Below are 23,344 nucleotides of genomic sequence, written 5' to 3'. Positions count from 1 at the left end.
TGTTCTCGTTGCGCTGCTTTTCGCGCTCTATTTAACACCAAGCCGGGAGCAGAGGCATCGCCCAAGGCGATGCAACGTCTTCAGGCTTTGCTGGCCGCCAGGTAAGCGCCAAGGCGTTGTCCCATTTGCTCGCCCAAGGCTTGCAGGCCGCTCAAGGGACGGACCATCACCTCAAACTCAACGATTTTTCCTTGTTCATTGAACCGGATCATGTCGATGCCCTTTAACGCTTTCCCGCCGACGTTGGCGCTGAACTCCAGGACGACGCTCAACCCGTCTGCGGTCGACAGTTCCCGGTGGTAGACAAAATCCTCAAATACCTCGATGACCGTGTTGAGAATCATCGATACCACGGCTGCACCCGGGTAAGGCGTGTGAGCCATCGGGGAGCGGAATATCGCCTGTGGGTCCAACAAACCGGGCAAGGCGCTCAAGTCTCTCTTGCTGATCATGTCGTGCCACTGGTTCAGGGATTCTGCGGCTTTGGGATGCAGTTTCAGTTCAGACATTTCAACTCCGATGGTTTGCCGTGTGACATTCAATAAGTGCCGCCAGGATCGTCTTGCGACCCTGCGGATGCACTAAAAGTAGCTCACAAAAAAGAAGCCCGGCTGATCACGCCTGGCTTCTTTTTAGAGACCGCTTTAAAGCTACTCAGTCACTGATCAGCGACACACAGCTCCCCGGTGGCGCGTATCAGTGCCTGACCATGCAGACCGTCCTTGATCAGGCTGGATCGTTCTTTGGCTAGCCAGTTCGCGCATTCCGGGTCATTGCGATAAGGCGCGAAGGCGGCGTATTGCTGCAACAGGCGGTTTTGCAGCTCATCGAGCTGTGGCCGGATTTGATTGGCGAGGTCTGGCCGTGGCGTGTCAGGCGCCTTGCCAGCCGCTCGCCATTGGGCCACCAGCCCGTACTGCACCAGCTTGTTGGCTTCAATCTGTGCGGCGATCAATTCGGCTACTTCATCCGGGTCCAGTTTGCGGTCAACGGCCAGCTTCCTGGCGTTGGCGATGACTTGCGCTTCCCGGGCACTGTCCTGGATCGGTTTGCCACTGTCCCACTTGGTCAGCGCCACAAGATCAGCAATGCTCAGGCGTTCGTTCAACGTTACCAGCAGCGGTTGCAAGCTATCGGGCGCCGGGGAGGGCGCAATGGCCTGTGCGCTGCTGGCGAGTAAACCGAGGACGGCGCAGATCAGCAGTTGCGGTAAATGTGGGGAACGGGGCATCGGCAAACCTCATTGGGTACGGGACTCACAATCAGGTGTTATGTATCACAGGTGCGGCGGAGGCATTAAGCAGGGATCGATTTATTTTGTGCACGAAAAAGCCCGGCTTGTCAGGCCGGGCTTTTCGTTGAGTGCTTCGGTAAAGCCATTCATTTATGCAGCGCGGTTTTCGATCAGACGATCGGAGCCACCTTCAGCCACGCGGTTTTCGATCAAGCGATCCGAACCACCCTCAGCCACACGACTCTCAATCAGACGATCCGAGCCGCCTTCAGCGACAACCGGGTGAGCAGAGGTAGCGGCGAAAGCGTTAACTGCAAAAACCGAGAAAGCGATGCTGAGGAGGATTTGGCGTTTCATGATGGTGTGCTCCGGGGTGTAGTTGTTGGGTCTGGAGCTGATGTTACGCCGCGGATTTTTTATGAGAACTTCATTGAGTTGATGGTGACTATCGACGTCAACAATGATCCTCCTGTCGTCGGCTGTACCGCTCAGCCAGAACCGCAGGGGTATGCTGAACCTCTTGAACTGTCGAGGCTCGCAAGGATTTCCTGCGAGGTTCCCTGCTCTGGTCGAGAGGATAAACCGATGCACGACTATTACGATTTGGGCACCTACAGCCGCCCGGTGACGACCCACTCGCCCCAGGCCCAGCGCTGGTTCGATCGTGGCTTGGTATGGTGCTACGACTACAACCACGACGAATCCATACGCTGTTTCCACAAGGCGATCGAACACGACCGCGATTGCGCGATGGCCTACTGGGGCATCGCTTACGCTTCGGGCCCCAACTACAACAAGCGTTGGGATGCCTTCATCGAACAGGAGTTGAAAGAAGCCGTGGCCCAGGCCCGACTGGCGACGCAAACCGCGCTGGCGCATATCGACGGCGCAACACCGGTGGAACAGGCGCTGATCCGCACGCTGGAGCAACGCTACCAGGCCGATCAGGCCACCAGCCTCGACCAACTCTTCGCCTGGAACGATGCCTATGCGGCGTCCATGCGTGATGTCTACAACGCCTTTCCCGAAGATCCCGATGTCGTTGCGCTGTTTGCCGAATCGATGATTGACCGTACACCCTGGCAATTGTGGGACCTGAAAACAGGTAAACCGGCGCCGGGCGCTGACACGCTTGAAACGGTAGACGTACTGGAACGGGCGCTACGGCGGATGGAGCAGCACGGCGATGCGCCGCACCCCGGCGTGCTGCACATGTACGTCCACACCCTGGAAATGTCGCCCTACCCGGAACGGGCATTGCGCGCCGGCGATGTCCTGCGTGACCTTGTGCCGGATGCGGGACATTTGCGCCATATGCCGTCGCACATCGACGTGCTCTGCGGTGATTACCGCGGGGCCATGGTCACCAATAGCCGGGCGATTCTGGCCGACAGCAAATACCTGGAACAGGAAGGGCCACTGAACTTTTACACCCTGTATCGATGCCACAACTACCACTTCAAACTCTATTCGGCGATGTTCCTAGGGCAATACCAACCGGCCCTGGAAGCTGCCGATCAACTGATGTCGACCATCAGGGAAGAACTGCTGCGCGTGGAGCAACCGCCCATGGCCGACTGGCTGGAAGGCTTCGTGTCGATGAAGGTCCACGTGCAGATTCGTTTCGGTAAATGGCAGGACATCCTCGCCACGCCGCTGCCGAACGACCAGGCGCTGTACTGCGTGACCACGGCGATGCTGCATTACGCCAGAGGCGTGGCGCATGCGGCCACCGGGTATATCGCCGCTGCAGAAGCCGAACAGCGTCTATTTCTCGAAGCCTGGACCCGAGTGCCGGACACACGCTACCTCTTCAACAATAAATGCACCGACATTCTGGCGGTTGCCGCAGGCATGCTGCGCGGGGAAATCGAGTACCGTAAGGGCAATTACGACGACGCCTTCGCCCACTTGCGCCAGGCACTGTCTCTGGACGACAACCTGCCTTACGACGAGCCATGGGGTTGGATGCAACCGGTCAGACATGCGTTGGGCGCGTTGCTTTTGGAGCAGGGCAGGGTAGAAGAAGCGTTGCAGGCCTATCGGGCCGATTTGGGACTGGAAAACACCCTCAGCCGTGCTTCGTGGCATCTGGACAATGTGTGGAGCCTGCACGGCTATGTGGAATGTCTGAAACGACTGGGTCTGGATGCCGAAGCTGCTGCTGCCCAGACGCGCCTTGATCTGGCCATGGCCCGGGCGGATGTGGAGATCAGGGCCTCGTGTTTTTGCCGTGTTGGGGCGGGGTGTTGTCAGTGATGCTCGAAAGCGCGGAGATTGCCTATGGATCGCTTGTCTACGTTGTTGTCGCAGTTCGGCGTGCGCGCAAACTTGTTTTACAACGGCAAGCTGTGCGGCATGGCGTCATACGATGGCGCTGACCAGCGCCGTCATCATCGCCGCCACGTACGCTGGCCCCGTCGTTGCGCCGGCCTTTTTAGGGCTTGTGCCCATCGTGCTGGCCATAAGCGGAAATTTTCACGGCGGGATTTCCTGGCGCTCGCTTCAAGTGCCTTTTGCACTGGCCGTGCTCGGCTTGCTCCTGGTCAACGGCCAGAGCATCGCCCAGTTCGAAGGGCAATCACACACCACGTTGGCGCTCGGGATCGGCGCGTCACTCGCGTCGGTCGCATTGTGGGGCTGGTTTGGTCTGGCCAATCAAATTCTGGTCAACGTTTGAGTCCAGATGCCGTTGCGTGGTCTTCGTGTTGACGCTCACGCATTCGCCGAACACGGTCACGTCATGCGGCTCCAGCGACTAAGCCCCTTGCCAGTCGTTAGTCAACGGCAAGGGACGCACTTCAAGCAACTTGAAATAGTCGGGGATGCCGGATCAGTGAATGTGTTTCTTGACGAAGGTAGCTGTCGTCGAAATCAGCTCGTCGATCTGCTTCTCGTCTTCGGTCATGTTGAAGGCGTGATCCATGGGCCGGACAAGCAATTCATGTTTTCCAGGGTGATGGCTAATAAAGCTTTTTCCGAGGGTTGGCTGTGGAAAAACAATGTCGTCGTTAGTGCCGACGGCGACGAGCAGCGGCCCCTTGTAATGGGTGATCTCGGCGGCGGCATCGAGGGTCATCAAGCCGATAAAGAACGCGGATTTAAGCTTGATCTCGCCACCACCAGGTATTGCCAGTACGACGGGGGTGTCACCGCTGTGCAATGCTTCCTTGATCTTCTCGGAGCCCCACAGCAGCGGGAAAGCGGCTCCCATATTGGTCGCGGGGTTCCAGAGTGCGACTGCGTCGAGTTTATGCGGGGTCCGTCCTGCTACAGCAGCACCAATTGCTCCGCCCATGCTCCATCCAACAAGAGCCATGCGGCTGGCGTCGACGCGCCCGGACCTGGCTAGAAAGTCGAGCGCAGCCAGCCCATCCTCAACACCCGTATCGAGTGTGCCGTCGGTCTTGGCGCCATCACTTTCGCCATCAAAACGGTAATCGATACGGAGGCTGGCAATGCCTTGTTCGGCCCAAAGACGTGCGGCACGGACATAAATACCTTCATTGACGGCCGGAATGATGTGCTCATCCCTACTGCCCCCGAAACTGTGAAGTAACAGAATTACTGGGGGCTTCTTAACGCCGTCAGGCAGGTTCAGAGTGCCGACGACGTTCATTCCCTCAACGGAGAAGGTGACTTTTTCCTCAGCTGCAAACGCGAAATACGGGGCTGTAATCAGGCTAGCGAGAAGTAATGTGCGGGTCAAAAAAGTGGACATCGGGTGATCCTCAGCCAAACGGGTAAAGGTTTAATTCTTGGGCAGGGGAGCATCGCCCGAAGATGCAGTCGGCGCTCCGAGCAGTCCGATAGCGCTGTACCAGAGCGGTCCTTGATTGATGCGGTCGGGGTGGAGTTCGATCATCTTGTCGAAGAACTCACGTGGGGTCGCCTTCTCGGCGAGTAGTTCTATGGCATCCAACAGGTATTGGCGTGTCTGCTCCAGAATGACTGGATCATCGGCACGGCTTTTCTGTTTGTGCCCAGCAATAACGATGCTCGGTTTCAAAGCTTCTACTTGGTCGATCGCCTTGACCCAAGCTTGGAGCCCTCCGTTGCCGCCTTCGAGGAGATATTGGTGTACACCGTTGTAGGCAACGTCGCCGGCCACCACCAGTCCCATGGACGGCACATACAGCACCGTGGTGTCGTCAGTATCTGTATGACCGACATCTATGGCCTGGATGGTATTGCCCTCAAGTGTGAAGCCTTCAGCAGGTATCGGTTGAGCAATAACATCGGTCTTTCCAATGAGCCCGGGAAAGTCTTTGTCATATACATTTTCGCGTCCAACAGTGGCCTGTTGGTGCATAAGCCGGATCGTGCCTTTGGTGGCATATACAGTGGCCCCTGGGAACCGTTCTAGGATCTCTTCAGTACCGAACCAGTGATCGCCATGTCCGTGGGTAACGTAGATGTATTTCAAGTGCTTACCGGATTGCGCAACCCAGTCGCTGACCTTTTGTGTTTGCTCTCGGCTCATTGGCGGATCGATCAGCACAGCGTCGGTTTTCCCGAAGATCAGGGTTGAGGTGATCGGCGATGAAACGATGCGATCACCATTGGGTAGGCGTTTATCGCTCGCCCGAGTTACCCCGTCAGTAACGAGTACTTCATAGGACAATGTCGAAGGGGGGGACATATCGTTCTCTCCTGTACTTTTCGCTGCTGTGGACTCGGCGGCGCCCGATAAGCAGGAGGCCGTGACCAAGATTGTGGTGAGCAATGCTCGAATGGAGTTGCTGGGCATAACTGACCTCTATCTAGTGAAGTGGGACGGAGGTTGGACATCTACTTGCGTTGCTGATGTCAGATGAGGCATTGATCGAGCCATTAGTCAAAAGTGCAGATTAGCACTGGGCGCATGAGTCGGTACTCGATGCGATGCAGCTTCGACCGCTTAAGTCCGGTTACTGCCTGTCGCGAAGGACTGCAGCTTGTGTGGAGGCAACCTACCGACTATGAGCAACGGCTGCCAGTTGCTCGGTATCCACGCGAACAAAAATGGAGTCTCCAATAGCCGTGAGCACATCCCCCGCGTAGACCTCGCAGATGACGCGAGTTTTGCGTCCGACTTCACCTTCGACTTTCGCACGCAGGGTCAGCGGTACACCCATCGGTGTCGGTTTGATGAACTTGATGCCAAGGTTGCCAGTGACGCAATTGATGCGGGGGAGGCTGCCGACTTCACGGTGTTCCGTACGGTAGTGATAAGCCATCGCCGTCCAGTTTGAATGGCAATCAACCAGCATCGCTATAAGCCCGCCGTAGACCAGATCCGGCCAGCCGCAATACTTGGCATCAGGCACGTGTTCGGCCATGACATGCACGCCGTCCTCATGCCAGGCGCTCTTGATGTGAAGCCCGTGCGGATTGCTACTGCCACAGCCGTAACAAACACCTTCAGGTGCGGCGGTGTCTTGCAGGGAGATGTCGAGCGTGGACATACCGTGATCCTCCTCAAAAAAGTGAACCAAACCTGTCGGATTTTAACGCTGCAATCGGGCATCGGTCACTCGGGCAACCCGACCAGCCGCAGTCCATCCGCGAACCGCGCGAGATCCTCGGGCCGTTGGATGGGCAGCCAGTCCTTCAGGTTGGAGACGCGCAACGATGGTTCCAGATCGTGCAGGCGCTGGATCGCCTGCTTCGCTTTGTCCATTTTCCCGGTGAGCGCATGACTGGCCGCCTTCAGGGCAACCGAGGGCAGGAGGGTGGGCAGGTTTCCCAGCGACTTCTCCGCCCAGGCCGAAGCGGCGTCGAAGCGCCTGGCGAAGAAATGCGCGAGCGCCATTCAGACCTGCATCCTGAACATTTCCGGATCCAGCGGACTCAAGCGAACGGCATGGGTCAAATGCTCAATCGCTTCGTCTGTTTCACCACGCAGCGAACGCAGCATTCCGCCCAGGTACCAAGCGGGGGCGAGGTTGGGATTGAGCAGGCGTGCCCTGTCGAGCAGGGCAATGCCGCCATCGACATCGCCATGCTCTCCGGTTCGACCAGCGAAAGCGGCACGGACGACATGATGGCAGCCATCCTGTTGCGCGGTCTGGGCCTTGGCTTCCTCTTTCTATCGATCACGCTGATCGCTTTCAGCGACCTCAACAGCCGAAACCTCGCCTGCGAAATAGGTCTCTTCAATACGGGGCGCCAGTTGGGTGGTCTGATGGGCGTCGCAGGGCTCTAGACACTGATCGACCATAACGTCTTCGCTAATGCCGTGGTCGTCGGTGCCAACGTCACCCCGGAAGGGGCCGCGGTCATCGAATGGCTGACGACCACGACAGCCATGCCGTCGGTGAAAGGGATGGATGCAGCGGCCGCCGGCCGGGCAGCGGTGAGCCTCCTGGGCCGGGCCGGGGCGTGTCAGGTCAGGCCACTGTGATTGCCTTCGACACAGCGTTCATCGTTGTTGTCCTGCTTTTTGTTGTCGCCGCCCCCATCCTGGTAAGCATCAAGATCGGACTCTCGCGATACGCGAAGTTCGCGCTGCGCGAACCGTAGCGTGAGGCTTCACTCAGTCCAGGTTACCCAGCAGCCACTCACTGAAGCTTCGTGCCAGCGCGTTGTTCTCACTGTCACGATGGGTCAGCATGGCCCAGTTCGGGCCGCGAATGGTTTGCTCCACCAAGGGTTGCAACAATCCTTGGGCGCGCGCCTGCCGACTCAATAACTGACTGACCAGGGCGATACCGAGCCCTGCGCACGCGGCGTCCAGCAGCAGGCCGGGGTCGGAGAAATTCAGCCCCTGATCTTTCTGGCCCACATCGATGCCAGCTTCCACCGCCCAGTGACTCCAATCCGTTTCCCGCTCGCCATGAAGGGTTGTGCGCTGTTCCCGTGGCAGCGCCAACAGGTTCGGGTGACACGCCGGATAGAGGCGGTCGGCGTGCAGCACCTTGAAGCTGCACTCGGCTTGGGAACTGATGTCATCGCGCACCGCGAGGTCGATGGTCTGGGTGGTCATGTCCGGGACTTCATCGGTACTGAAAACCCACAGATCAACGTCCGGATGCTCGCGGCGAAAATCCCCCAAGCGTGGCAGCAGCCAATGACGGGCGAACGCCGGGGTGGTGTTAAGGACCAGTTGATTGGGTTTCTGGTATTGCCCAAGACGGCGAATGCCGACCGCCAGTTGTTGCAGTAACGCTTGGGTGGTGCTGAGCAGGTCGTGACCGGCATCGGTCAGGCTGACGCTGCGTCCACTGCGAAAGAACAAGGGTTGTTCAAGGTACGCCTCAAGGCTGCGGATCTGCTGACTGATCGCCGATTGGGTGAGGTGCAACTCGGCGGCCGCCTTGTGGAAACTGCCCAGCCGGGCGGCGGCTTCAAAGCCGCGAAGGGTGCTGAGTGGCGGCCAGTGCTTGAGCATATTGATAAGTTCCTCTAATCATTTGTCCGCTAAATCCATCGTTTGTTTGCCTGATTTTACGGCCGTAGCATGCATGCCAGGACCACCCAAGCAGTTTTGTTGAACACAATGGCTTAACTAAAAGGGCTTTTTATCATGCAGCATGTCATGCAGCAGAATGAAATTCGAAACAGCGGTTGGATGATGCCGGCCGAGTGGGTCAGGCACGCCGCCACCTGGATGGTCTGGCCGCACAACACGGCACTCTGGGAGTCCGGTTGGGGCGTGACATTGCCTCTGGTGCAAGAGGATTTCGCTCGCGTGGCCAACGCCATCGCCCGTTTCGAACCGGTGAAACTGGTCGTCGACCCTTCTGCTATTGCCAGTGCCAAAGCGTTATGTGGGCCGAACATCGAATTGATCGAACTGGCGGTCAACGACAGCTGGTGTCGGGACTCCGGTCCGAGTTTCGTCTGCCATCCGCAACAAGGCCTGGCCGGGGTGAGCTGGCGCTTCAATGCGTGGGGCGGCAAGTCAGCCCATGATCTGGACGAAAGCCTGGCTCGTCGCGCACTCAATCACTTGGGCGTGGAGTGTTTTGGTACCGCGCTGAGCAATGAAGGGGGGGCCATCCATGTGGACGGCGAGGGCACGTTGATCACCACCGAGTCGGTGTTGCTCAACCCCAATCGCAATCCGGGCATGAACAAGGCGGAGATGGAGGAAATCTTCACGCGTCTGCTGGGCGTGAAGAAGACGATCTGGCTGCCAGGCGATCCGGACTATGTGACCGGCGACATGACTGACGGCCACGTCGATGGCGTGTGCGCATTCGCCCGCCCTGGGGTGTTGCTGGTGGACGCCACCCACGACCAGCACTCGGTGTATGCCGAAGTGGCCCGGGAAAACCGTCGTGCCCTGGAGCTGGCCACCGATGCCCAAGGCCGACAGTTCGAGCTGATCGAATTGTATGAAGCCACCGATGCTGTGGACACCGAAGCTGAAGTGTTCTGTGCCTCCTACACCAACTTCTACATCGCCAACGACGCCATCATCATGCCGGCCTACGGCATTGATGCCGACAACGTCGCGGCCGCCGTGTTGGGGCAGGCGTTCCCCGGGCGAGAAGTGGTGCCGGTGCGGATCAATCACCTGGCCCACGGCGGTGGCGGTGTGCATTGCATCACCCAGCAACAGCCCGCCTGGCCGGTGGAGGGCTGATGCCATGACGCTTCTGACCATCGCCACCACCCAGATGCCTTGCACCTGGGACCTGCAACACAACCTCGATCAGGCCGAGCAACTGGTGCGCGAGGCCGCGGCCAAAGGCGCCCAGGTCATCCTGTTGCAGGAGCTGTTTGCCACGCCGTATTTCTGCATCGAGCAGAGCCACAAGCACCTGGCGCTGGCCGAAGAATATCGATACAGCGCTGTGCTCAAGCGCTTTGCCGCATTGGCCAAAGAGTTGGGTGTGGTGCTGCCGCTGAGCTGGTTCGAGAAGGCCGGCAATGCCTACTTCAATTCCTTGAGCGTGGCCGATGCCGATGGGCGCTTGCTGGGTGTGTATCGCAAGACCCACATTCCCAACGCCATCGGCTATCAGGAGAAGGAATACTTCAGCCCCGGCGATACCGGTTTTCGTGTTTGGGACACGGCGTTCGGGCGCCTGGGTGTGGGGATCTGCTGGGATCAGTGGTTCCCCGAGACCGCGCGCTGCCTGGCGTTGATGGGCGCTGAAGTCTTGCTGTTTCCCACCGCCATCGGTTCTGAACCTGGCTGTGCGACGCTGGATTCCCGTGACCACTGGCAGATGACCATGCGCGGCCACGCCGCCGCCAACCTGCTGCCGGTGGTGGCCGCCAACCGCATCGGCCGCGAAGTGGCTACCACCGATCCTGCCCTGCAAATGAGCTTCTACGGCTCGTCCTTTATCTGCAACCACAAGGGCAAGTTGCTCGCCGATGCCGACCGCGACAGCACCGGCGTGCAGGTCCACAGCCTGGACCTGGCGGCCATGAGTGAAGAGCGCCTGAGCTGGGGCATTTATCGCGATCGCCGTCCGGACATGTACGGCGCGCTGTTGACTCAGGACGGTCGTCACACCCATGCACGCTGGAAGGCTCAAGAGGTTTGATGTGCACCCGATCAATAAACTGTTGAGCGGCGCCTTGGCCCTGGCACTGGGCTGTGCCTTGCCGGCGCTGCACGCTGACGAAAAAACCCTCAGGCTGTACAACTGGGCCGACTATTTTGCCGAGGACACGCTGGCCAAATTTACCGCCGAAACCGGGATCAAAGTGATCTACGACGTCATGGATGGCAGTGAGACGCTGGAAGCCAAAATGCTCGCCGGCGGCAGCGGTTATGACCTGATCTTCCCGGGTGACACCGTCGCCGAACGCTTGATGCGCGCCGGCAGCCTGCAACCGCTGGACCGGTCAAAACTCACGGCCCTGGATGACATCGAACCCGGCTTGCAGAAGCTGCGAACGCATTACGAGTATTCGCGCCAGGCCACCGTCCCTTACACCTGGGGCACCATCGGCCTGACCTACAATGCCGAGCAGATCAAACAGCGTTTGCCGGATGCTCCGGTCAACAGCCTCGACATGTTGTTCAAGCCGGAACTGGCTGCCAGATTTGCCGACTGCGGTATTTCGATGATCGACTCGCCGGACGAAGTGCTAGCAGTCGTGCTCAATTATCTGGGTCGGGAGCCACGCAGCGCCAAGCCCGAGGACCTGGCCGCGGCGAGTGAACTGTTGCTCAAACTACGGCCGTACATCCGCAAGTTCCAGTCGCAGCCGGCCACCGACCTGGTGAACGGCAACCTGTGCCTGTCGCTCGGTTACAGCGGCGACATGACGCAGGCGCAACGGACGGCGGATTCCGCCGGCAAGAACGCCACGTTCCAATACCGTGTTCCCCGTGAAGGCACCACGGTGTGGATGGACGCCATGGCGATTCCGGTCGACGCCCAACATCCGGAGTACGCCTATGCATTCATCAACTTCGTCATGCGCCCGGACAACATGGCCGCCATCAGTAACTTCACCGGCTACCCCACCTCCAATGCCAAGGCACGTCCGAGCGTCGATGCGACCATGCGCAACAACCCGGATATTTACCTCGATGAAGCCACTTATGCGCGGCTGATTCCCGGCAAGGACATTCCCCAACCCGATATGCGGGCGCGCATGCGCACCTGGACCAAGTTCAAAACTGCCACCGCGAAATGACTTCAGACAAACATTCCAGGGATCAACACATGTCGACGCGTCGTGCGTTCATCAAACAGGTATCGGTAGTCGCCGGTTTGGGCGCGGCAGCGTCTATCGGGCTTGGCCTGACCCCCCTGCGCACGCAAGCGGCTACCCCCGGCAGTTGGCGTATGCCGGATGAGGGCGACAGGCATCAGCGGGCCTTCATCGCCTTTGGCGCACAGGAAGCGATCTAGGAGGATTTCACTCCCGACGTACAAGCCGCCATTGGCCTGATCGCTCGCACCCTCGCGCGATATGAACCGGTGACCGTGTTCTGTCGTAAGCGTGAACGGGAGCTGGCCGAAGAACATTGCGGTACGGCTAACATCACCTACGTCACCAGCGAACTCGACGACATCTGGATGCGCGACATCGGCGCCAACTTCGTCATCGATGGGGAAGGCGGGCTCGGCGCCGTGGATTTCAACTTCAACGGCTGGGGAAACAAACAGCAGCACGGCGAGGATGCGCAACTGGCTGCTCTGGTTGCGAGCACCGTGGATGCCCGACATATGCGCAGCGAGTTGGTGGGCGAGGGCGGTGGTATCGAAGTGGATGGTCACGGCACGGGGATCATGACCGAAAGCAGCTGGATCAACGCCAACCGCAACCCCGATTGGAGCAAGGCCGAGATCGAGCAAGAGCTGAAAGCGCGCCTGGGCTTGCGCAAGATCATCTGGCTGCCGGGGATCAAAGGTAAGGACATCACGGATGCCCATGTCGATTTCTACGCCCGCTTCGTCAAACCAGGTGTTGTGATCGCCAACCTCGACAACGACCCTCAGTCATACGATTTACAGCCTCACGCGTGCCCATTGGGACATTCTTAAAAATGCCACGGATGCCGATGGCCGCAAGCTGCAGGTGCATACCGTGTCGCCACCGCTCAACCCACGAAAGAGCAAGTTCAGCCGCAACAACCCGGACTTTGCCGCTGGCTACATCAACTACTTCGTGATCAACGGGGCGGTCGTTGCGCCCGAGTTTGGTGATAGGGCGGCAGACTCCAAAGCCTTTGATTTGTTGTCCGAACTCTACCCGGACCGTGAAGTGGTGCAGCTCAACATCGACGCCATCGCTGCCGGTGGCGGCGGTATCCACTGTGTGACCAGTCACCAACCGTTGGCTTAGTCTGGAACAACTCTTTGCCATCGGGTGCTGCGAAGCCGTCAGGCCTTGACCCAGCGTTGACGGCTCCAGCTGCTCAAGGTGTCGACGGCAAATACCAGCAACAGCATCGCCAGAATGACCGTGCTGGCTTGAGCTTCCTGGAACAGGCTGAGGCTGACATAGAGCATTTGCCCCAAACCACCGGCGCCGACGAAGCCGAGCACACTGGCCATGCGGATATTGTTTTCCCAGCGGTACAGGATGTAGGCCAGTAGTTGTGGCAACAGGTTGGGCAGTGATCCGTAGCAGAATGCCCATAGGGCATTGCCGCCCTGCAGGCGGATAGCTTCGGCCGGTTCGGGTGGAGTGTTTTCCAGCGCTTCGGCGAACAGCCGGCCGAGCACGCCGGTGGTGTGCAAGGCCAGGGCCAGGGTGCCGGCATTGGGGCCGAGCCCGGCGGCGAGGACCATCAGCGCAGCCCACACCAGTTCCGGAACCGCGCGCAAGGCGTTGAGCACCAGACGCGACGCGCTCTGCAAAGGCCAGCCGAAGCGCCCGGCCGCGGGCAATGCCAACAGCAGGCCGAATACCGCCGCGAGCAGGGTGCCAAGGGCCGACATGGCGATGGTTTCCAGGGCACCGTGGCCGATGGCTTGCAGATGGCCCGCGCTCAGGTCCGGGCTGAGAAAACGCTGCGCATAAGCACTCATCTGCTTCAGGTTACCGCTGCCACCGATCTCGCCAAGGTCGATGCCCAAGTAGATGAACGAGGCGACCACCGTGGCGCCGATACACAAGAGCAGCACCAGGTTGATCAGGCGATTCATGTCAGCCTCCAGCGCAGCAGGCGGCTGAGTTGATCGGCGAGCAGTACCAGGACAAGAAACGTCAGTAACAAACTGGCCACTTCACCGCCGGCGAACATGCGCAACGACAGGTCCATTTGCTGGCCCAGACCGCCGGCACCGACGAAGCCCATCACCACCGAGGCGCGGATTGCGCATTCCCAGCGGTACACCGTGTACGACAGCAGTTCCGCAGCGACATTGGGCAGGATCCCGTAGAAAAAGGCTGCGAGCCGACCGCTGCCAGCCTGCAATAGCGCGTGGGCCGGGCGCTGGTCCACCGACTCGAAAATTTCCGCGTAGACCTTGCCCAACATGCCGCTGTAGGTAATGGCAATGGCCAGAACCCCGGCCGTCGGACCGAGGCCGACGGCGCGCACAAACAAAAGCGCCCAGACGATTTCCGGCACGCTGCGCAGGAAGATCAGTAAACCGCGTACCGGCCAACGCAGCAGTTGGCCCCAATAGCTCGGGTGGCCGGCGCGGGAGGCAGCTGACAGCGACAGAGCCCGACTGGCCAGCAGGCTGGCGGGGACGGCCAACAGCAACGCCAGGGCCATGCCGGCCGTGGCGATGGCCAGGGTCTGCAGGATGGCTTGCACTAGCAGCTCAATGAATTCCTCGCCATGGGCCGGTGGCCAGAAGGCTGAGACAAACCGGCCCATCTCGTTCTGACTGTCACTCGCCACCAGTACACTGAGGTCCAACTCGCTGAAGTGAATGCCCGGCCACAGCAAGGCAAGGGCCAGTAAGGTGAGCAGCAGGCGGGGCCAGGTGGCCGGATCTCGGGTAGCACGGGTCAGCATCGGGGAATCTGCACACTCAAGGGCGCCGGAGTAATCGGTGGGGATTGCAGTTGTTCGTTGGCGTAGAGCTTGTCGAGCAGCTGGCGGTCGACTTCGCTGGCCGCAAGGTCGAACATGATCTGCCCATCACGCAAGCCGATGATTCGCGAAAAGTGCGCCAGGGCCAGCTCCACCGCATGCAGGCTGGCGACCAGTGTGACGTTGTGCTGCCGGGCATGGCGGCAGAGCACCGAAAGCGTGTGCTCAGCCAACACCGGATCCATGGCCGATACCGGCTCATCGGCCAGCAACACCTCGGGCGCTTGATACAACACGCGGGCAATGCCTACACGCTGTAGCTGTCCACCGGACAGTTGCTGACATTGCGCGAACAACTTGTCGCTGAGGTCGAGCCTGGCCAATGCCGCGCGTGCGCCCGGAATATCCACTGGATGCAGCAAGTTCAGCAGACTTTTGCCCAGACCCCACTGACCCAGTTTTCCAGCCAGAACCGCGGTGACAACGCGCTGGCGCGGTGGCAGCGGGGGCGCTTGATGGATAAGGCCGATGCGCGCGCGCAGACGCTGACGCTGACGGGCAGACAGCTGCCAGGCACGCTCGCCGAGCACCTGCAGCTCGCCGTTGTCCGGTCGCAGGGCGGTGGCCAGCAGGTTGAGCAGGCTCGACTTGCCCGCGCCGGACGGACCGATGATGGCGACCTGTTCGCTGGCACCGATGTGCAGGTCCACACCGCGCAACGCATGGACGCCGTTGGCGTGGGTAAGGCTGACCTGGGTCAGATGCAACGTCATTTGAGCAGTTCGGCGGCGCGTGCGGCTTCCTCGATGCCCTTGTAGTTCTCGGGTTTGGTTTCGATGAATCGGCTGGCGGCCTGCAGATCCAGAATCTCCTTGTCCTTCGGGTTCGCCGGATCGAGCGCCAGAAAGGCTGCCTTTATCTTGGCCGCCAGCGCCGGGTCGAGAGTCCCGCGCACCGTCCAGTTGTAGTCATAGTAGGCCGGGGTGGTCGCAAATACTCTGACCTTGGTGGTGTCTACCTTGCCGGCGGCGACCAGTTTTTCCCACACGCTGGCGTTCAGTACCCCGGCGTCCACCTTGCCGGTCTGGACCCAGGCGACAGTGGCGTCATGCGCGCCGGAATAGCCCACGCGACTGAAGTACGTTTCCGGCTTGATGCCGTCCTTGAGCATGAAATAGCGCGGCATGAGACTGCCCGACGTGGATGACACCGAGCCGAAGGCGAAGGTCTTGCCCTTGAGATCGGCGAGTGACTTGACGGCCGGGTCGGCGGTGATGAACTTGCTGGTGAATTGGGCGTCCTGTTCGCGCTGTACCAGCGGAATGGCATTGCCGGTTTTCAGGCGTGCCTGCACGAACGTGAAGCCGCCCAGCCAGGCCATATCGATTCGGTCAGTGGCCAGCGCCTCGACCACGGCCGGATAGTCGCTCACGGGAACGAACTCGACCTTCATGCCCAATTGCTGTTCCAGGTAGGTGCCCAGCGGCTTGAACTTGCGCAGTAGTTCGGTCGGGGCTTCATCGGGAATCGCGCTGACTTTCAGGGTGTCGGCGGCCTGCGCCAACAGGGTGCAAAAAGACAGGGTCAAGCCGACAGCCAATGCCAGGGTACGGTTGAGCATGAAAATTCTCCGGTGCATTAAGGCAAAAGTGTCGATACGCCAAGCGCAAGCTGGTTGCTGCATGGCGCTTTGTGAGGGTAGACGAAATGGAGCTAAATTGACCGCTTTTGGCCCCATTGGTAGTGGGACAAGCCTGAAGTCGATCCGGCCAGGATGATCCCTGGGTTAGCGCTTTTAGCAGCCCGAAATCGCCATGTTTCATGACCGCCCGTAACCTGGCACGAGGGTTAGCTCACGCTTCGCTATTCTTGATGACACTGCAGGGTTGCAAGTGGAACAGAGGATTGAATGATGAAGATGTTACTGATGGTCGAGTGCCCTAACGAACCCTTCAACGCCCTTGTCAAAGCGGGGACGGTGGGCGAGGTTATTGAGCGCATCCTGAACAGCATCAAACCGGAGGCGGCGTACTTTACTGAACAAGATGGCATGCGTGGTGGGATTTTTGTGGTCGACGTACAAGACCCCTCCGACATCCCCGCTTTTGCGGAACCCTTTTTTCTCAACTTCAACGCCACCTGCAAGTTCCGTATTGTGATGAGCGCACAGGATCTGCAAAAGGCCGATCTGGTGACGCTCGGGAAAACGTGGGCGTGCTGAGAGGCCATTTGGGGTCGGTACTGACGACCCCGATCCGCCTGTCAGTCAGTTCCGTACAGTCCAAAGCATGGTCTGAACCATGATATGCGGATGACTGACCAAAGGTTCCCATTCATCGATGAAAGAGAAACCCTGCTTTAGATAAAAGTTCGAGGCTCTTGCATTGTCCGGGGAGACATCCAGAAAAACGCGATCATGCCCTTTGCCGATTGCGCAAGATTTCACCGCATCAACAAGCTGAGCTGCCACGCCAGAACCACGTGCGTCGGGTTCAACCCACATGCCGATCAGGTTATAGCGATTCGCTTGACTGACCCCGGCACCGATCATCCCCACCGGTTTATCGTCCTTGATGGCCAACCAGAATTCCGGTCCGGCCGCTGACGAGGCTCGCTCTTTCCACTGCTCGTCACTGTATTGAGCGGCCTCTTGGTAACTCACACCGAACGCTGTCGGCGTGTCCAAAAGCGCAGCGAGACGGACTCGCTTCAAAAACATCCAGTCTTTGGCTTCCGTCAATCGAATCTCCATGATCTTCCTTAAAGATGGCTAAATTTTTCACCGGGTGTTTCGTAGTTTAGTTTTTTTTCTTGATTAGTTTACCCAGGTAGTACTTTAGGCTTAAACGATCTTTGGGCCTTGGCTTGTAGTGGGTTTTATTTCTTTGTGCGGGATCGATTACCATGGTTCCTGCGGTGTAGTAATAAAGCGCTATAGACCTGCGCGTGATGTGCTCTGGCGTTGTTAAAGGCTCTGGATGCCCATGATTGCTGTCTTTGTCTGTATTGAAAATGACACATCGATTGTAAATGGGCAGGACTTTTTTAAGACAGGTCTTCATGTTGACATCCCAAAGTTCAAGGTTGCCGCCGTATTCCTCTCGCCAGTCTTCATTTAGATAAATGATGATATTCAGTCTGCGCTCAACGTTAAGCTTTTTGTTGAGCCTGAAGTCCGAGTGCACCCCCAGGAAACCACCAGTTTTCGTTTCATGCAGGCCGCCACCCGTAAAGTAGGGGTCGGGTATCAAGCCTTCGATGCCTGTGAGCTTTTCAAGAAATTGCAACATGGGGGCCGAGTTAAAGGCGTTGAAAATAGTCTTCAAATAGGGAGTGCATTCGTTGGGACTGATTTGACGTTTTCGTTGACCTTTATAGCCGCGCTCATAGAGCATTTCGTTGTTGGTGGGTTCGATTGGGAAGTGCGAGCAGATACTCGCAATCAGCTCTTCATCCAGGAAGTTATCGATGACGATGTGCGGAAATGGCGTAGCCTGAGTATAGCCACTGGCCAATGAGGAACCCAAGGCGCTGGCGGCGTTCTGGTCGAAATCAAGCGCCGGGGAGAGGGTCATAGGTAGTGCTTGAGTGATGGGTGCCATTACCGCTCCAATAACTTGATATAGGTGGATGACTTCAAGCAGCGTCCAGCACACTGCTCGTTATGTCTCTTCGTCGCTTAACTTTTGCTGTCTTCTTTTTTCAGGCGCTTAAGAATATCGTTGTACATTTTGGTTCGTCTATGAGTCTTTTCATAGCCGCCAGCCGCTGCGACAGTGCCGGATTGGATGTGATCCAGATAACTGAAGATTTTACGCGGTGATACCATTTCAACGACATAGCCAAGCTCGGTCATGCGGTCTTGGAGGGTGTAGCCTGGCACGCGATCATCCATCGAAAAATGCATGTTGTGCTGTTTGATAAGTTTACAGTTCCACAATGTACAGAAACTCTTCAAGTAGACTTCTCTGTACGGTTTTGGCTCTCTGGAGCGTAATCCCATGGAGATTTTCAGGCGTCTGAAATGGTGTTTGAATAGTCGTGAGCTAAAGCGCCAAAGCGTTCTTGTGGTACCGCGGTTTAATTGCTCAATACAACCGACGGCTACGACTTTTTGATTTTTCAAACATTTATTCAGCATCATCGGAAAAACATTTTTATCGAAAACAAATGTGTCGGTGTGCAGTAGAAATAAATAATCAGTTTCAACTCGCTCCAAAACCAGATCAAGTGCTTTGCCATGTGCGATATGGCCCGGTTCTGGTTCAGAAACAGAACGCTCGATTAAATTGATCCAGTCAAGCGTTCGTAAATACTCAGTGCTTTCATCGGCGGAATAGTTGTCAACTACCCATATTGGGACGCTGTGGCTGCCCACATGCTGGTGCAATAAGTCTAAGCATATCCTGGTGATTTCTGGTGTTTTGTAATTGACTATAACTATGCTGAAGGTTTTAGAGTTGTCAGCCAGAAATCTATTGTTATTCATCGTTCATGTGCCCAATGATACTGCATGTTATTGGAGGAGTAATTGAGCTTTTGTACAGCTTTTGCTTAGTTGGCTGCACAAGATCTGCTTAACTAAAAAAACACTATTTTTTAAGCCTCTTTGTCAAACATAACTATAGCTTACTCTGCCTGATGGAGAGCAGTATATGCGGGCGTCATCGTATAAGGGTCTGCTCTGTCGGTAAATATCCGTGACTTAATTCGTAACATGTTCCCCGTTGGTCATCTCCCGTACACGCAGCTTGGCTAAGTACAGCCATTGCTGTAGTTACCGTGGCACTCACGGCTACTGCGCATTGAGCATCACTGATCAAACGTGCGGCCCAGTGCATCCAGGCGAACCGCGATGGGTGGCAAGCGCTGGCTGCTCAGGGCAAGGGTTTCGATATCGTCTGCGGTGCTTTGCGCGATGGTCTGCACAGACTGCAAGCGCCCGACCACTTCGCGGCTTGCCGTGGATGGTTTGCGGGTGGTGGTGACAATGCGCCCATTGAGTTCATCGATATGGGAGATGTCGCTGCCCACCGCCTGCAACATCGCGGCCGCCAGCTGACTGTCTTCGACACAGCGCTCCACACCTTCGAGGCTGTCATGCATGGCCTCGACGGCGAGTACGACAGGCTCCGTTGCAAACCGGCCGTGGGGGCTTGGGTGTCGATGGCAGGAAATAGAACCCACATCACCGATAGCGTCTAAATTCCAGAGAGATGTCCCGCCACCCTGAAGGAACGACTCATGCTCAGCTCTCGCTCATTGATTGCAGCTATTACATGCCTTGCGCTGGTTTCCGGTTCAGTGACTGCATTGGCCGATCCTGGTAATGGAAAGGGTCAGGGAAACGGCAAGGGAAACCCGCAAAACAGCCAGGTTCATGGCAACCAGGGAGGTCAGGGAGGTAAGGGCAAAGATTCCGGGGGCGGTGATTGGGATAATGGCCCAAGCATCAATCGCGCAAGCGTTCTTGGAATTATTGGTGGGTATCGGGACTACTGGAGCCCCGGACCTGCATTACCACCCGGCATTCAAAAGAACCTCGCGCGAGGTAAGCCGCTTCCCCCCGGGATTGCCAAAAAACTGGACGGCCGGTTGATCGGCAGGCTTCCTCATTATGATGGATATGAATGGCAGCAAGTTGGCACCGACTTGATATTGGTCGCGCTGGCAACCGGGCTCATCTACGAAGTGCTCAACGGTGCTTTCGATTGATGGGCATGATCCATATGCCCATTTGAAGGTGGCAACCGGCGTAAACAGCGCTACTCGTCCACGCTGATACCCGATCCCCCTAATTCGTTGGGGACATCCTTCAGCTTGGGCAATCCATCTTTGATGCGCAGCACGGTCTCCTGGTAGTGGACGTGAACGCCTGGCGAATACGCAAGATCCGGGATGACCGCGGCATACACATCGATGAGCCCCATCCCCGGGTGCTCAGTGAAGAGGTGCCCACCGCACGTTTTGCACCATTTGCGATAACTCTGCGGTGTCTTGTTGTAGGTACCAATGTTGTCAGCACCCCGAGTCACTTGCACCGCCTCGGGTTTCCACAGCGTGAAGGCATTGACCGGCCCTGCTGACCAATGCCGACACGACTCGCAATGACAGTAGCCCATTCCGACCGGCTCGCCACTGACGGTGAACTCGACTGCGCCGCAAAAACAACTGCCTTTGTAAGACCGTTCAATGCTCATGGCATGACTCCTTGATCAATGTCAGGCGATACCGCCGGACTTCATTCGTCGATGTAACGCACCGCAGTCGCAGGCGTGCGCCGCACCTGCAGTTCGAAAATGTCAGGGCGCGCGTAATGCCCGGTGACATCGAGCGCCCGCCGCGCTGGCGCCACGAGAGCGACGTCGATGTCCGCATACAGAATGCCGGCCTCTCGGTGTAATGGACCGGCCACGATCCGGCCTTGAGGGCTGACCACCACTGAGTCGCCGTCGTTGATCCATTCGTCCGGATCGGGAAACAGTTGCGCACGAGACGGGAAGTCGTTGGGGATGTCGCTGCCGCGCAGTGCGGAGCCACTGCCGAGCACCCAACAGCGGCCTTCAAGTGCAATGTGACGCATCGTGCTGATCCAGCCTTCGCCCGTGTCGTACGTGGGGGCGACGTAGATTTCCACCCCTTGGGCATACAGTGAATAGCGTGCCAACGGCATGTAGTTTTCCCAGCAGATGAGCGCACCGACGCGGCCGACCGGTGTATCGACCGGACGCAACCCGGTTGCATCACCGAAGCCATGCACCATGCGCTCGGGATTGGTTGGCATCAGCTTGCGGTGTCGGTTGAGCACGGCGCCGTTCGCGCCGATAACGACTACGCTGTTGTAGAGCGTGCCGCCTCCGTTGCGCCGGTCGCATTCATTGATGCCGCACACGATCGTCACCGCATGCACCCTGGCGGCCTCGCACAATTGGCTCAGGTCACCGTTCGCGATATCGACGGCGTTGGTCAGCAGCCGCGTGTGCAACTGGCCCATGACAGCCCCGTCCTTTCCCGCCGCCAGCCGCCAGATCCAGGACGGGTAACCGGGAATGTACGATTCGGGCAAAACGATCAGCGAGGCTCCCGCCGTCGCTGCCTCGGCGACCGATTGCACGGCCTGGGCGATTGTCGCGCTGCGATCGAGCAGCACGGGCGGACGCTGAATGATGGCTACCTTGGTCATGGCGTGCTCCTTTGGTATTTGGCTTTCGAGGTTTCAGCGTGCGCGTGGCGAAGTGGCGGGGCTAGTTCAGAATCTGAAGCGTTGTAGTTGCGGAGCCAAGGCAATGGACGAAAGCTACGGTCAGTTCTGCACGGTCGCGCGCGGCGCTGAAGCCCTGTGCGAGCGCTGGACACCCTTGGTCGTGCGCGAGTTGCTGTGCGGCAGCAAGCGCTTCAATGAACTGCATCGCGGTGTGCCTCGGATGTCCACCAACCTGCTGGCACAACGTCTGCGCCATCTGGAAGAAATCGGCGTCGTGCACCGCACAGCCACCGGCAAAGTCTGGGAGTACAGCCTGACCAAGGCAGGCGAGGAACTGCGCCCCATCATCATGGCGCTAGGGCATTGGGGCGCGCGCTGGATCGGCAGTCGCCTTCGCGATGACGAACTCGACGCGGGGCTGCTCATGTGGGACGTGCGCCGATTCGTGCGCGTCGAGACATTCCCGTCCCGACCGGTGGTCATCCACTTTAAGTTCCGCGACGCGCGACCCGGCGAGCAAGCGTGGTGGCTCGTGGTTGAACAGGGCGTGGCAGACCTGTGTCGCGACGATCCCGGCCGCGAACTGACGCTCGTCGTGGACTCCAGCGTGCGCGCGTTGACTGAGGTGTGGACGGGCGACCGCACACCGCGGGAGGTTCTGCAGTCGCGAGAGCTGCGTGTAGATGGCGCGGTGAAAGATGCGGAAAGCTTGTGGCGATGGCTTGGCACAAGCGCGTTCGCGGGTACCCGGAGCGCTGCACGCTAGCGCCGGCAGCATCCCGTCGGTCGCAGGGCTTTGAACTGTCTGGGGCTTACAGCGTCATAAGATTCGCGATATCAACCTATGGAAGCCATCATGCTTTTAAAGAATAAGAGTCTCATTGCTGTAATGTCCTGCGCCCTGATGCTGGCGGCCGCCCCATTACTCCCTGCTGACCTGTCCATCATGAACTCCGCCTATGCGAAAGACGGTGGTGGTGGTGGTGGTGGTGGTGGTGGTGGCGGTAACGGTGGTGGTGGCGGCGGCGGTAACGGTGGTGGTAATGGGGGCGGAAACGGAGGCGGTAATGGCGGTGGCCACGGCGGCGGTCACAGCGGTTCAGGTCACTCCGGCAACTCTGACAGCAACGGCCGCGGTAATGGACTGTCCAGCGATCATGCCGGCAAGGCTGTTCGTGACCGTGGCGAAAGCGGAAACCACTACGGCAGTGTTCGCAATAGTGATAGCGGTCATGGCCAAACGACTTCAGGCATCGCCAATTCCAAAGACACTCGCGGCTTGGACAAAGCCAGGGCAGTCTCGACCACGACACCAGGCGATCACAACACGAAAGGGTTGAGCAAAGCCGGGACGTCGGTATCGAAAAAATCGCACTGATCAGCCATAAGGGCTGAAAGGGCTTAGCGGCTGGCTGCGATGGTCTGCATCGTCCAGCGGTGGGTGATGCTGCAAGCTACCAAACCCCACAGCAAGCAGTCCTGAACAAAAACGGGCGCCCGACAAGGCGCCCGT

Annotated in this window: 24 protein-coding genes and 5 pseudogenes; 11 read left to right on the top strand and 18 right to left on the bottom strand. The window is 58.3% G+C overall.

What is annotated here, in order from left to right:
* Positions 1-80: 80 nt before the first annotated feature.
* The 3 genes and pseudogenes from QFX16_RS18290 to QFX16_RS18280 all read right to left on the bottom strand — a co-directional run.
* On the bottom strand, positions 81-509 hold the full coding sequence (locus tag QFX16_RS18290; protein ID WP_283180805.1) for a nuclear transport factor 2 family protein: 429 nt from the start codon (positions 507-509) through the stop codon (positions 81-83).
* Positions 510-658: 149 nt separating this feature from the next.
* Positions 659-1,231 carry a chorismate mutase gene (locus tag QFX16_RS18285; protein ID WP_283180804.1) on the bottom strand — a complete coding sequence of 191 codons (573 nt, stop codon included), beginning with the start codon at positions 1,229-1,231 and terminating at the stop codon, positions 659-661.
* A gap of 156 nt (positions 1,232-1,387) precedes the next feature.
* A pseudogene (locus QFX16_RS18280) lies at positions 1,388-1,591 on the bottom strand (phage infection protein); the annotation flags it as partial.
* A gap of 228 nt (positions 1,592-1,819) precedes the next feature.
* Here QFX16_RS18280 and QFX16_RS18275 point away from each other — a divergent pair.
* Both QFX16_RS18275 and QFX16_RS18265 read left to right on the top strand, forming a co-directional pair.
* Positions 1,820-3,493, top strand: a complete 1,674-nt coding sequence (locus QFX16_RS18275) for a tetratricopeptide repeat protein (protein WP_283180803.1) — start codon at positions 1,820-1,822, stop codon at positions 3,491-3,493.
* A 112-nt stretch (positions 3,494-3,605) separates the two neighbouring features.
* Positions 3,606-3,914 carry a hypothetical protein gene (locus QFX16_RS18265; protein ID WP_283184664.1) on the top strand — a complete coding sequence of 103 codons (309 nt, stop codon included), beginning with the start codon at positions 3,606-3,608 and terminating at the stop codon, positions 3,912-3,914.
* 153 nt (positions 3,915-4,067) lie between these two features.
* Here QFX16_RS18265 and QFX16_RS18260 read toward each other — a convergent pair whose 3' ends face one another.
* The 4 genes and pseudogenes from QFX16_RS18260 to QFX16_RS18245 all read right to left on the bottom strand — a co-directional run.
* Positions 4,068-4,955 carry an alpha/beta hydrolase family protein gene (locus QFX16_RS18260; RefSeq protein ID WP_283180802.1) on the bottom strand — a complete coding sequence of 296 codons (888 nt, stop codon included), beginning with the start codon at positions 4,953-4,955 and terminating at the stop codon, positions 4,068-4,070.
* Positions 4,956-4,985: 30 nt separating this feature from the next.
* Positions 4,986-5,984 carry an MBL fold metallo-hydrolase gene (locus QFX16_RS18255; RefSeq protein ID WP_283180801.1) on the bottom strand — a complete coding sequence of 333 codons (999 nt, stop codon included), beginning with the start codon at positions 5,982-5,984 and terminating at the stop codon, positions 4,986-4,988.
* Between the two features lie 202 nt (positions 5,985-6,186).
* Positions 6,187-6,681, bottom strand: a complete 495-nt coding sequence (locus QFX16_RS18250; RefSeq protein ID WP_283180800.1) for a PaaI family thioesterase — start codon at positions 6,679-6,681, stop codon at positions 6,187-6,189.
* Between the two features lie 65 nt (positions 6,682-6,746).
* Positions 6,747-7,217: pseudogene (locus QFX16_RS18245) on the bottom strand (CadC-family transcriptional regulator); the annotation flags it as partial.
* Between QFX16_RS18245 and QFX16_RS18240 the strand changes: the two are divergent.
* Positions 7,218-7,743 (top strand): annotated as a pseudogene (locus tag QFX16_RS18240) (MFS transporter); the annotation flags it as partial. It abuts the pseudogene before it with no gap.
* A gap of 8 nt (positions 7,744-7,751) precedes the next feature.
* On the opposite strand, the gene QFX16_RS18235 reads toward QFX16_RS18240, so the two are convergent.
* Positions 7,752-8,606, bottom strand: coding sequence for a LysR substrate-binding domain-containing protein (locus QFX16_RS18235; protein WP_283180799.1), 855 nt, complete (start codon positions 8,604-8,606; stop codon positions 7,752-7,754).
* A gap of 147 nt (positions 8,607-8,753) precedes the next feature.
* Here QFX16_RS18235 and QFX16_RS18230 point away from each other — a divergent pair, with 147 nt between their 5' ends.
* From QFX16_RS18230 to QFX16_RS18215, 4 genes and pseudogenes are all read left to right on the top strand, one after another.
* Positions 8,754-9,806 carry an agmatine deiminase family protein gene (locus QFX16_RS18230; protein ID WP_283180798.1) on the top strand — a complete coding sequence of 351 codons (1,053 nt, stop codon included), beginning with the start codon at positions 8,754-8,756 and terminating at the stop codon, positions 9,804-9,806.
* Between the two features lie 4 nt (positions 9,807-9,810).
* Entirely contained in the window at positions 9,811-10,719 is a 909-nt protein-coding gene (gene aguB, locus QFX16_RS18225; RefSeq protein WP_283180797.1) for an N-carbamoylputrescine amidase, read from the top strand.
* Position 10,720: 1 nt separating this feature from the next.
* Positions 10,721-11,824 (top strand): extracellular solute-binding protein, encoded by a 1,104-nt coding sequence (locus tag QFX16_RS18220; protein ID WP_283180796.1) that lies wholly within the window; start codon positions 10,721-10,723, stop codon positions 11,822-11,824.
* A gap of 29 nt (positions 11,825-11,853) precedes the next feature.
* A pseudogene (locus QFX16_RS18215) lies at positions 11,854-12,979 on the top strand (agmatine deiminase family protein).
* Between the two features lie 38 nt (positions 12,980-13,017).
* On the opposite strand, the gene phnE reads toward QFX16_RS18215, so the two are convergent.
* Genes phnE through QFX16_RS18195 form a run of 4 tightly spaced genes read right to left on the bottom strand, consistent with a single transcriptional unit; the run spans position 13,018 to position 16,248 of the window.
* Positions 13,018-13,785: a phosphonate ABC transporter, permease protein PhnE gene (gene phnE / locus QFX16_RS18210; protein ID WP_283180795.1), complete on the bottom strand. Its 768-nt coding sequence runs from the start codon at positions 13,783-13,785 to the stop codon at positions 13,018-13,020.
* Positions 13,782-14,609 (bottom strand): PhnE/PtxC family ABC transporter permease, encoded by an 828-nt coding sequence (locus tag QFX16_RS18205; protein ID WP_283180794.1) that lies wholly within the window; start codon positions 14,607-14,609, stop codon positions 13,782-13,784. The genes phnE and QFX16_RS18205 overlap by 4 nt, the downstream gene beginning before the upstream one ends.
* A complete protein-coding gene (locus QFX16_RS18200; protein WP_283180793.1) occupies positions 14,603-15,400 on the bottom strand; it encodes a phosphonate ABC transporter ATP-binding protein in 798 nt (265 codons plus the stop codon). The genes QFX16_RS18205 and QFX16_RS18200 overlap by 7 nt, the downstream gene beginning before the upstream one ends.
* Positions 15,397-16,248, bottom strand: a complete 852-nt coding sequence (locus QFX16_RS18195; protein WP_283180792.1) for a putative selenate ABC transporter substrate-binding protein — start codon at positions 16,246-16,248, stop codon at positions 15,397-15,399. Before QFX16_RS18195 ends, QFX16_RS18200 begins: the two co-directional genes overlap by 4 nt.
* Before the next feature lie 291 nt (positions 16,249-16,539).
* Here QFX16_RS18195 and QFX16_RS18190 point away from each other — a divergent pair, with 291 nt between their 5' ends.
* On the top strand, positions 16,540-16,848 hold the full coding sequence (locus QFX16_RS18190; RefSeq protein WP_283180791.1) for a panthothenate synthetase: 309 nt from the start codon (positions 16,540-16,542) through the stop codon (positions 16,846-16,848).
* 45 nt (positions 16,849-16,893) lie between these two features.
* Here QFX16_RS18190 and QFX16_RS18185 read toward each other — a convergent pair whose 3' ends face one another.
* The 4 genes and pseudogenes from QFX16_RS18185 to QFX16_RS18170 all read right to left on the bottom strand — a co-directional run.
* Complete coding sequence (locus QFX16_RS18185; RefSeq protein ID WP_283180790.1) at positions 16,894-17,379, bottom strand: GNAT family N-acetyltransferase; 486 nt, start codon at positions 17,377-17,379, stop codon at positions 16,894-16,896.
* A gap of 46 nt (positions 17,380-17,425) precedes the next feature.
* Positions 17,426-18,229, bottom strand: coding sequence for a 2OG-Fe(II) oxygenase (locus QFX16_RS18180; protein ID WP_283180789.1), 804 nt, complete (start codon positions 18,227-18,229; stop codon positions 17,426-17,428).
* Positions 18,230-18,306: 77 nt separating this feature from the next.
* Entirely contained in the window at positions 18,307-19,116 is an 810-nt protein-coding gene (locus QFX16_RS18175; protein ID WP_283180788.1) for a glycosyltransferase, read from the bottom strand.
* A 323-nt stretch (positions 19,117-19,439) separates the two neighbouring features.
* Positions 19,440-19,745: pseudogene (locus QFX16_RS18170) on the bottom strand (methyl-accepting chemotaxis protein); the annotation flags it as partial.
* 126 nt (positions 19,746-19,871) lie between these two features.
* On the opposite strand from QFX16_RS18170, the gene QFX16_RS18165 reads away from it, so the two are divergent.
* Positions 19,872-20,342, top strand: coding sequence for an anti-virulence regulator CigR family protein (locus QFX16_RS18165; protein WP_283180787.1), 471 nt, complete (start codon positions 19,872-19,874; stop codon positions 20,340-20,342).
* Between the two features lie 50 nt (positions 20,343-20,392).
* Here QFX16_RS18165 and QFX16_RS18160 read toward each other — a convergent pair whose 3' ends face one another.
* Together QFX16_RS18160 and QFX16_RS18155 are read right to left on the bottom strand one after the other, a co-directional pair.
* The gene (locus QFX16_RS18160) at positions 20,393-20,827 is read right to left on the bottom strand and encodes a GFA family protein (RefSeq protein ID WP_283180786.1); all 435 of its coding nucleotides are present in this window, start codon (positions 20,825-20,827) and stop codon (positions 20,393-20,395) included.
* Positions 20,828-20,868: 41 nt separating this feature from the next.
* Positions 20,869-21,810, bottom strand: a complete 942-nt coding sequence (locus QFX16_RS18155) for a carbon-nitrogen hydrolase family protein (protein ID WP_283180785.1) — start codon at positions 21,808-21,810, stop codon at positions 20,869-20,871.
* 103 nt (positions 21,811-21,913) lie between these two features.
* Here QFX16_RS18155 and QFX16_RS18150 point away from each other — a divergent pair, with 103 nt between their 5' ends.
* Together QFX16_RS18150 and QFX16_RS18145 are read left to right on the top strand one after the other, a co-directional pair.
* Positions 21,914-22,597, top strand: a complete 684-nt coding sequence (locus QFX16_RS18150) for a winged helix-turn-helix transcriptional regulator (protein WP_283180784.1) — start codon at positions 21,914-21,916, stop codon at positions 22,595-22,597.
* Between the two features lie 90 nt (positions 22,598-22,687).
* Entirely contained in the window at positions 22,688-23,209 is a 522-nt protein-coding gene (locus tag QFX16_RS18145) for a hypothetical protein (protein WP_283184599.1), read from the top strand.
* Positions 23,210-23,344 lie beyond the last annotated feature (135 nt).

This window comes from Pseudomonas svalbardensis (assembly GCF_030053115.1).
GTDB classification, from domain to species: domain Bacteria; phylum Pseudomonadota; class Gammaproteobacteria; order Pseudomonadales; family Pseudomonadaceae; genus Aquipseudomonas; species Aquipseudomonas svalbardensis.
This window is presented reverse-complemented; position numbering and strand designations above follow the sequence as displayed.

What these genes read in the sequence shown, in the direction of transcription:
- QFX16_RS18290 (WP_283180805.1), bottom strand. Translation starts at nt 509, where the DNA reads ATGTCTGAACTGAAACTGCATCCCAAAGCCGCAGAATCCCTGAACCAG.
- QFX16_RS18285 (WP_283180804.1), bottom strand. Translation starts at nt 1,231, where the DNA reads ATGCCCCGTTCCCCACATTTACCGCAACTGCTGATCTGCGCCGTCCTC.
- QFX16_RS18275 (WP_283180803.1), top strand. Translation starts at nt 1,820, where the DNA reads ATGCACGACTATTACGATTTGGGCACCTACAGCCGCCCGGTGACGACC.
- QFX16_RS18265 (WP_283184664.1), top strand. Translation starts at nt 3,606, where the DNA reads ATGGCGCTGACCAGCGCCGTCATCATCGCCGCCACGTACGCTGGCCCC.
- QFX16_RS18260 (WP_283180802.1), bottom strand. Translation starts at nt 4,955, where the DNA reads ATGTCCACTTTTTTGACCCGCACATTACTTCTCGCTAGCCTGATTACA.
- QFX16_RS18255 (WP_283180801.1), bottom strand. Translation starts at nt 5,984, where the DNA reads ATGCCCAGCAACTCCATTCGAGCATTGCTCACCACAATCTTGGTCACG.
- QFX16_RS18250 (WP_283180800.1), bottom strand. Translation starts at nt 6,681, where the DNA reads ATGTCCACGCTCGACATCTCCCTGCAAGACACCGCCGCACCTGAAGGT.
- QFX16_RS18235 (WP_283180799.1), bottom strand. Translation starts at nt 8,606, where the DNA reads ATGCTCAAGCACTGGCCGCCACTCAGCACCCTTCGCGGCTTTGAAGCC.
- QFX16_RS18230 (WP_283180798.1), top strand. Translation starts at nt 8,754, where the DNA reads ATGCAGCAGAATGAAATTCGAAACAGCGGTTGGATGATGCCGGCCGAG.
- aguB (WP_283180797.1), top strand. Translation starts at nt 9,811, where the DNA reads ATGACGCTTCTGACCATCGCCACCACCCAGATGCCTTGCACCTGGGAC.
- phnE (WP_283180795.1), bottom strand. Translation starts at nt 13,785, where the DNA reads ATGAATCGCCTGATCAACCTGGTGCTGCTCTTGTGTATCGGCGCCACG.
- QFX16_RS18205 (WP_283180794.1), bottom strand. Translation starts at nt 14,609, where the DNA reads ATGCTGACCCGTGCTACCCGAGATCCGGCCACCTGGCCCCGCCTGCTG.
- QFX16_RS18200 (WP_283180793.1), bottom strand. Translation starts at nt 15,400, where the DNA reads ATGACGTTGCATCTGACCCAGGTCAGCCTTACCCACGCCAACGGCGTC.
- QFX16_RS18195 (WP_283180792.1), bottom strand. Translation starts at nt 16,248, where the DNA reads ATGCTCAACCGTACCCTGGCATTGGCTGTCGGCTTGACCCTGTCTTTT.
- QFX16_RS18190 (WP_283180791.1), top strand. Translation starts at nt 16,540, where the DNA reads ATGAAGATGTTACTGATGGTCGAGTGCCCTAACGAACCCTTCAACGCC.
- QFX16_RS18185 (WP_283180790.1), bottom strand. Translation starts at nt 17,379, where the DNA reads ATGGAGATTCGATTGACGGAAGCCAAAGACTGGATGTTTTTGAAGCGA.
- QFX16_RS18180 (WP_283180789.1), bottom strand. Translation starts at nt 18,229, where the DNA reads ATGGCACCCATCACTCAAGCACTACCTATGACCCTCTCCCCGGCGCTT.
- QFX16_RS18175 (WP_283180788.1), bottom strand. Translation starts at nt 19,116, where the DNA reads ATGAATAACAATAGATTTCTGGCTGACAACTCTAAAACCTTCAGCATA.
- QFX16_RS18165 (WP_283180787.1), top strand. Translation starts at nt 19,872, where the DNA reads ATGCTCAGCTCTCGCTCATTGATTGCAGCTATTACATGCCTTGCGCTG.
- QFX16_RS18160 (WP_283180786.1), bottom strand. Translation starts at nt 20,827, where the DNA reads ATGAGCATTGAACGGTCTTACAAAGGCAGTTGTTTTTGCGGCGCAGTC.
- QFX16_RS18155 (WP_283180785.1), bottom strand. Translation starts at nt 21,810, where the DNA reads ATGACCAAGGTAGCCATCATTCAGCGTCCGCCCGTGCTGCTCGATCGC.
- QFX16_RS18150 (WP_283180784.1), top strand. Translation starts at nt 21,914, where the DNA reads ATGGACGAAAGCTACGGTCAGTTCTGCACGGTCGCGCGCGGCGCTGAA.
- QFX16_RS18145 (WP_283184599.1), top strand. Translation starts at nt 22,688, where the DNA reads ATGCTTTTAAAGAATAAGAGTCTCATTGCTGTAATGTCCTGCGCCCTG.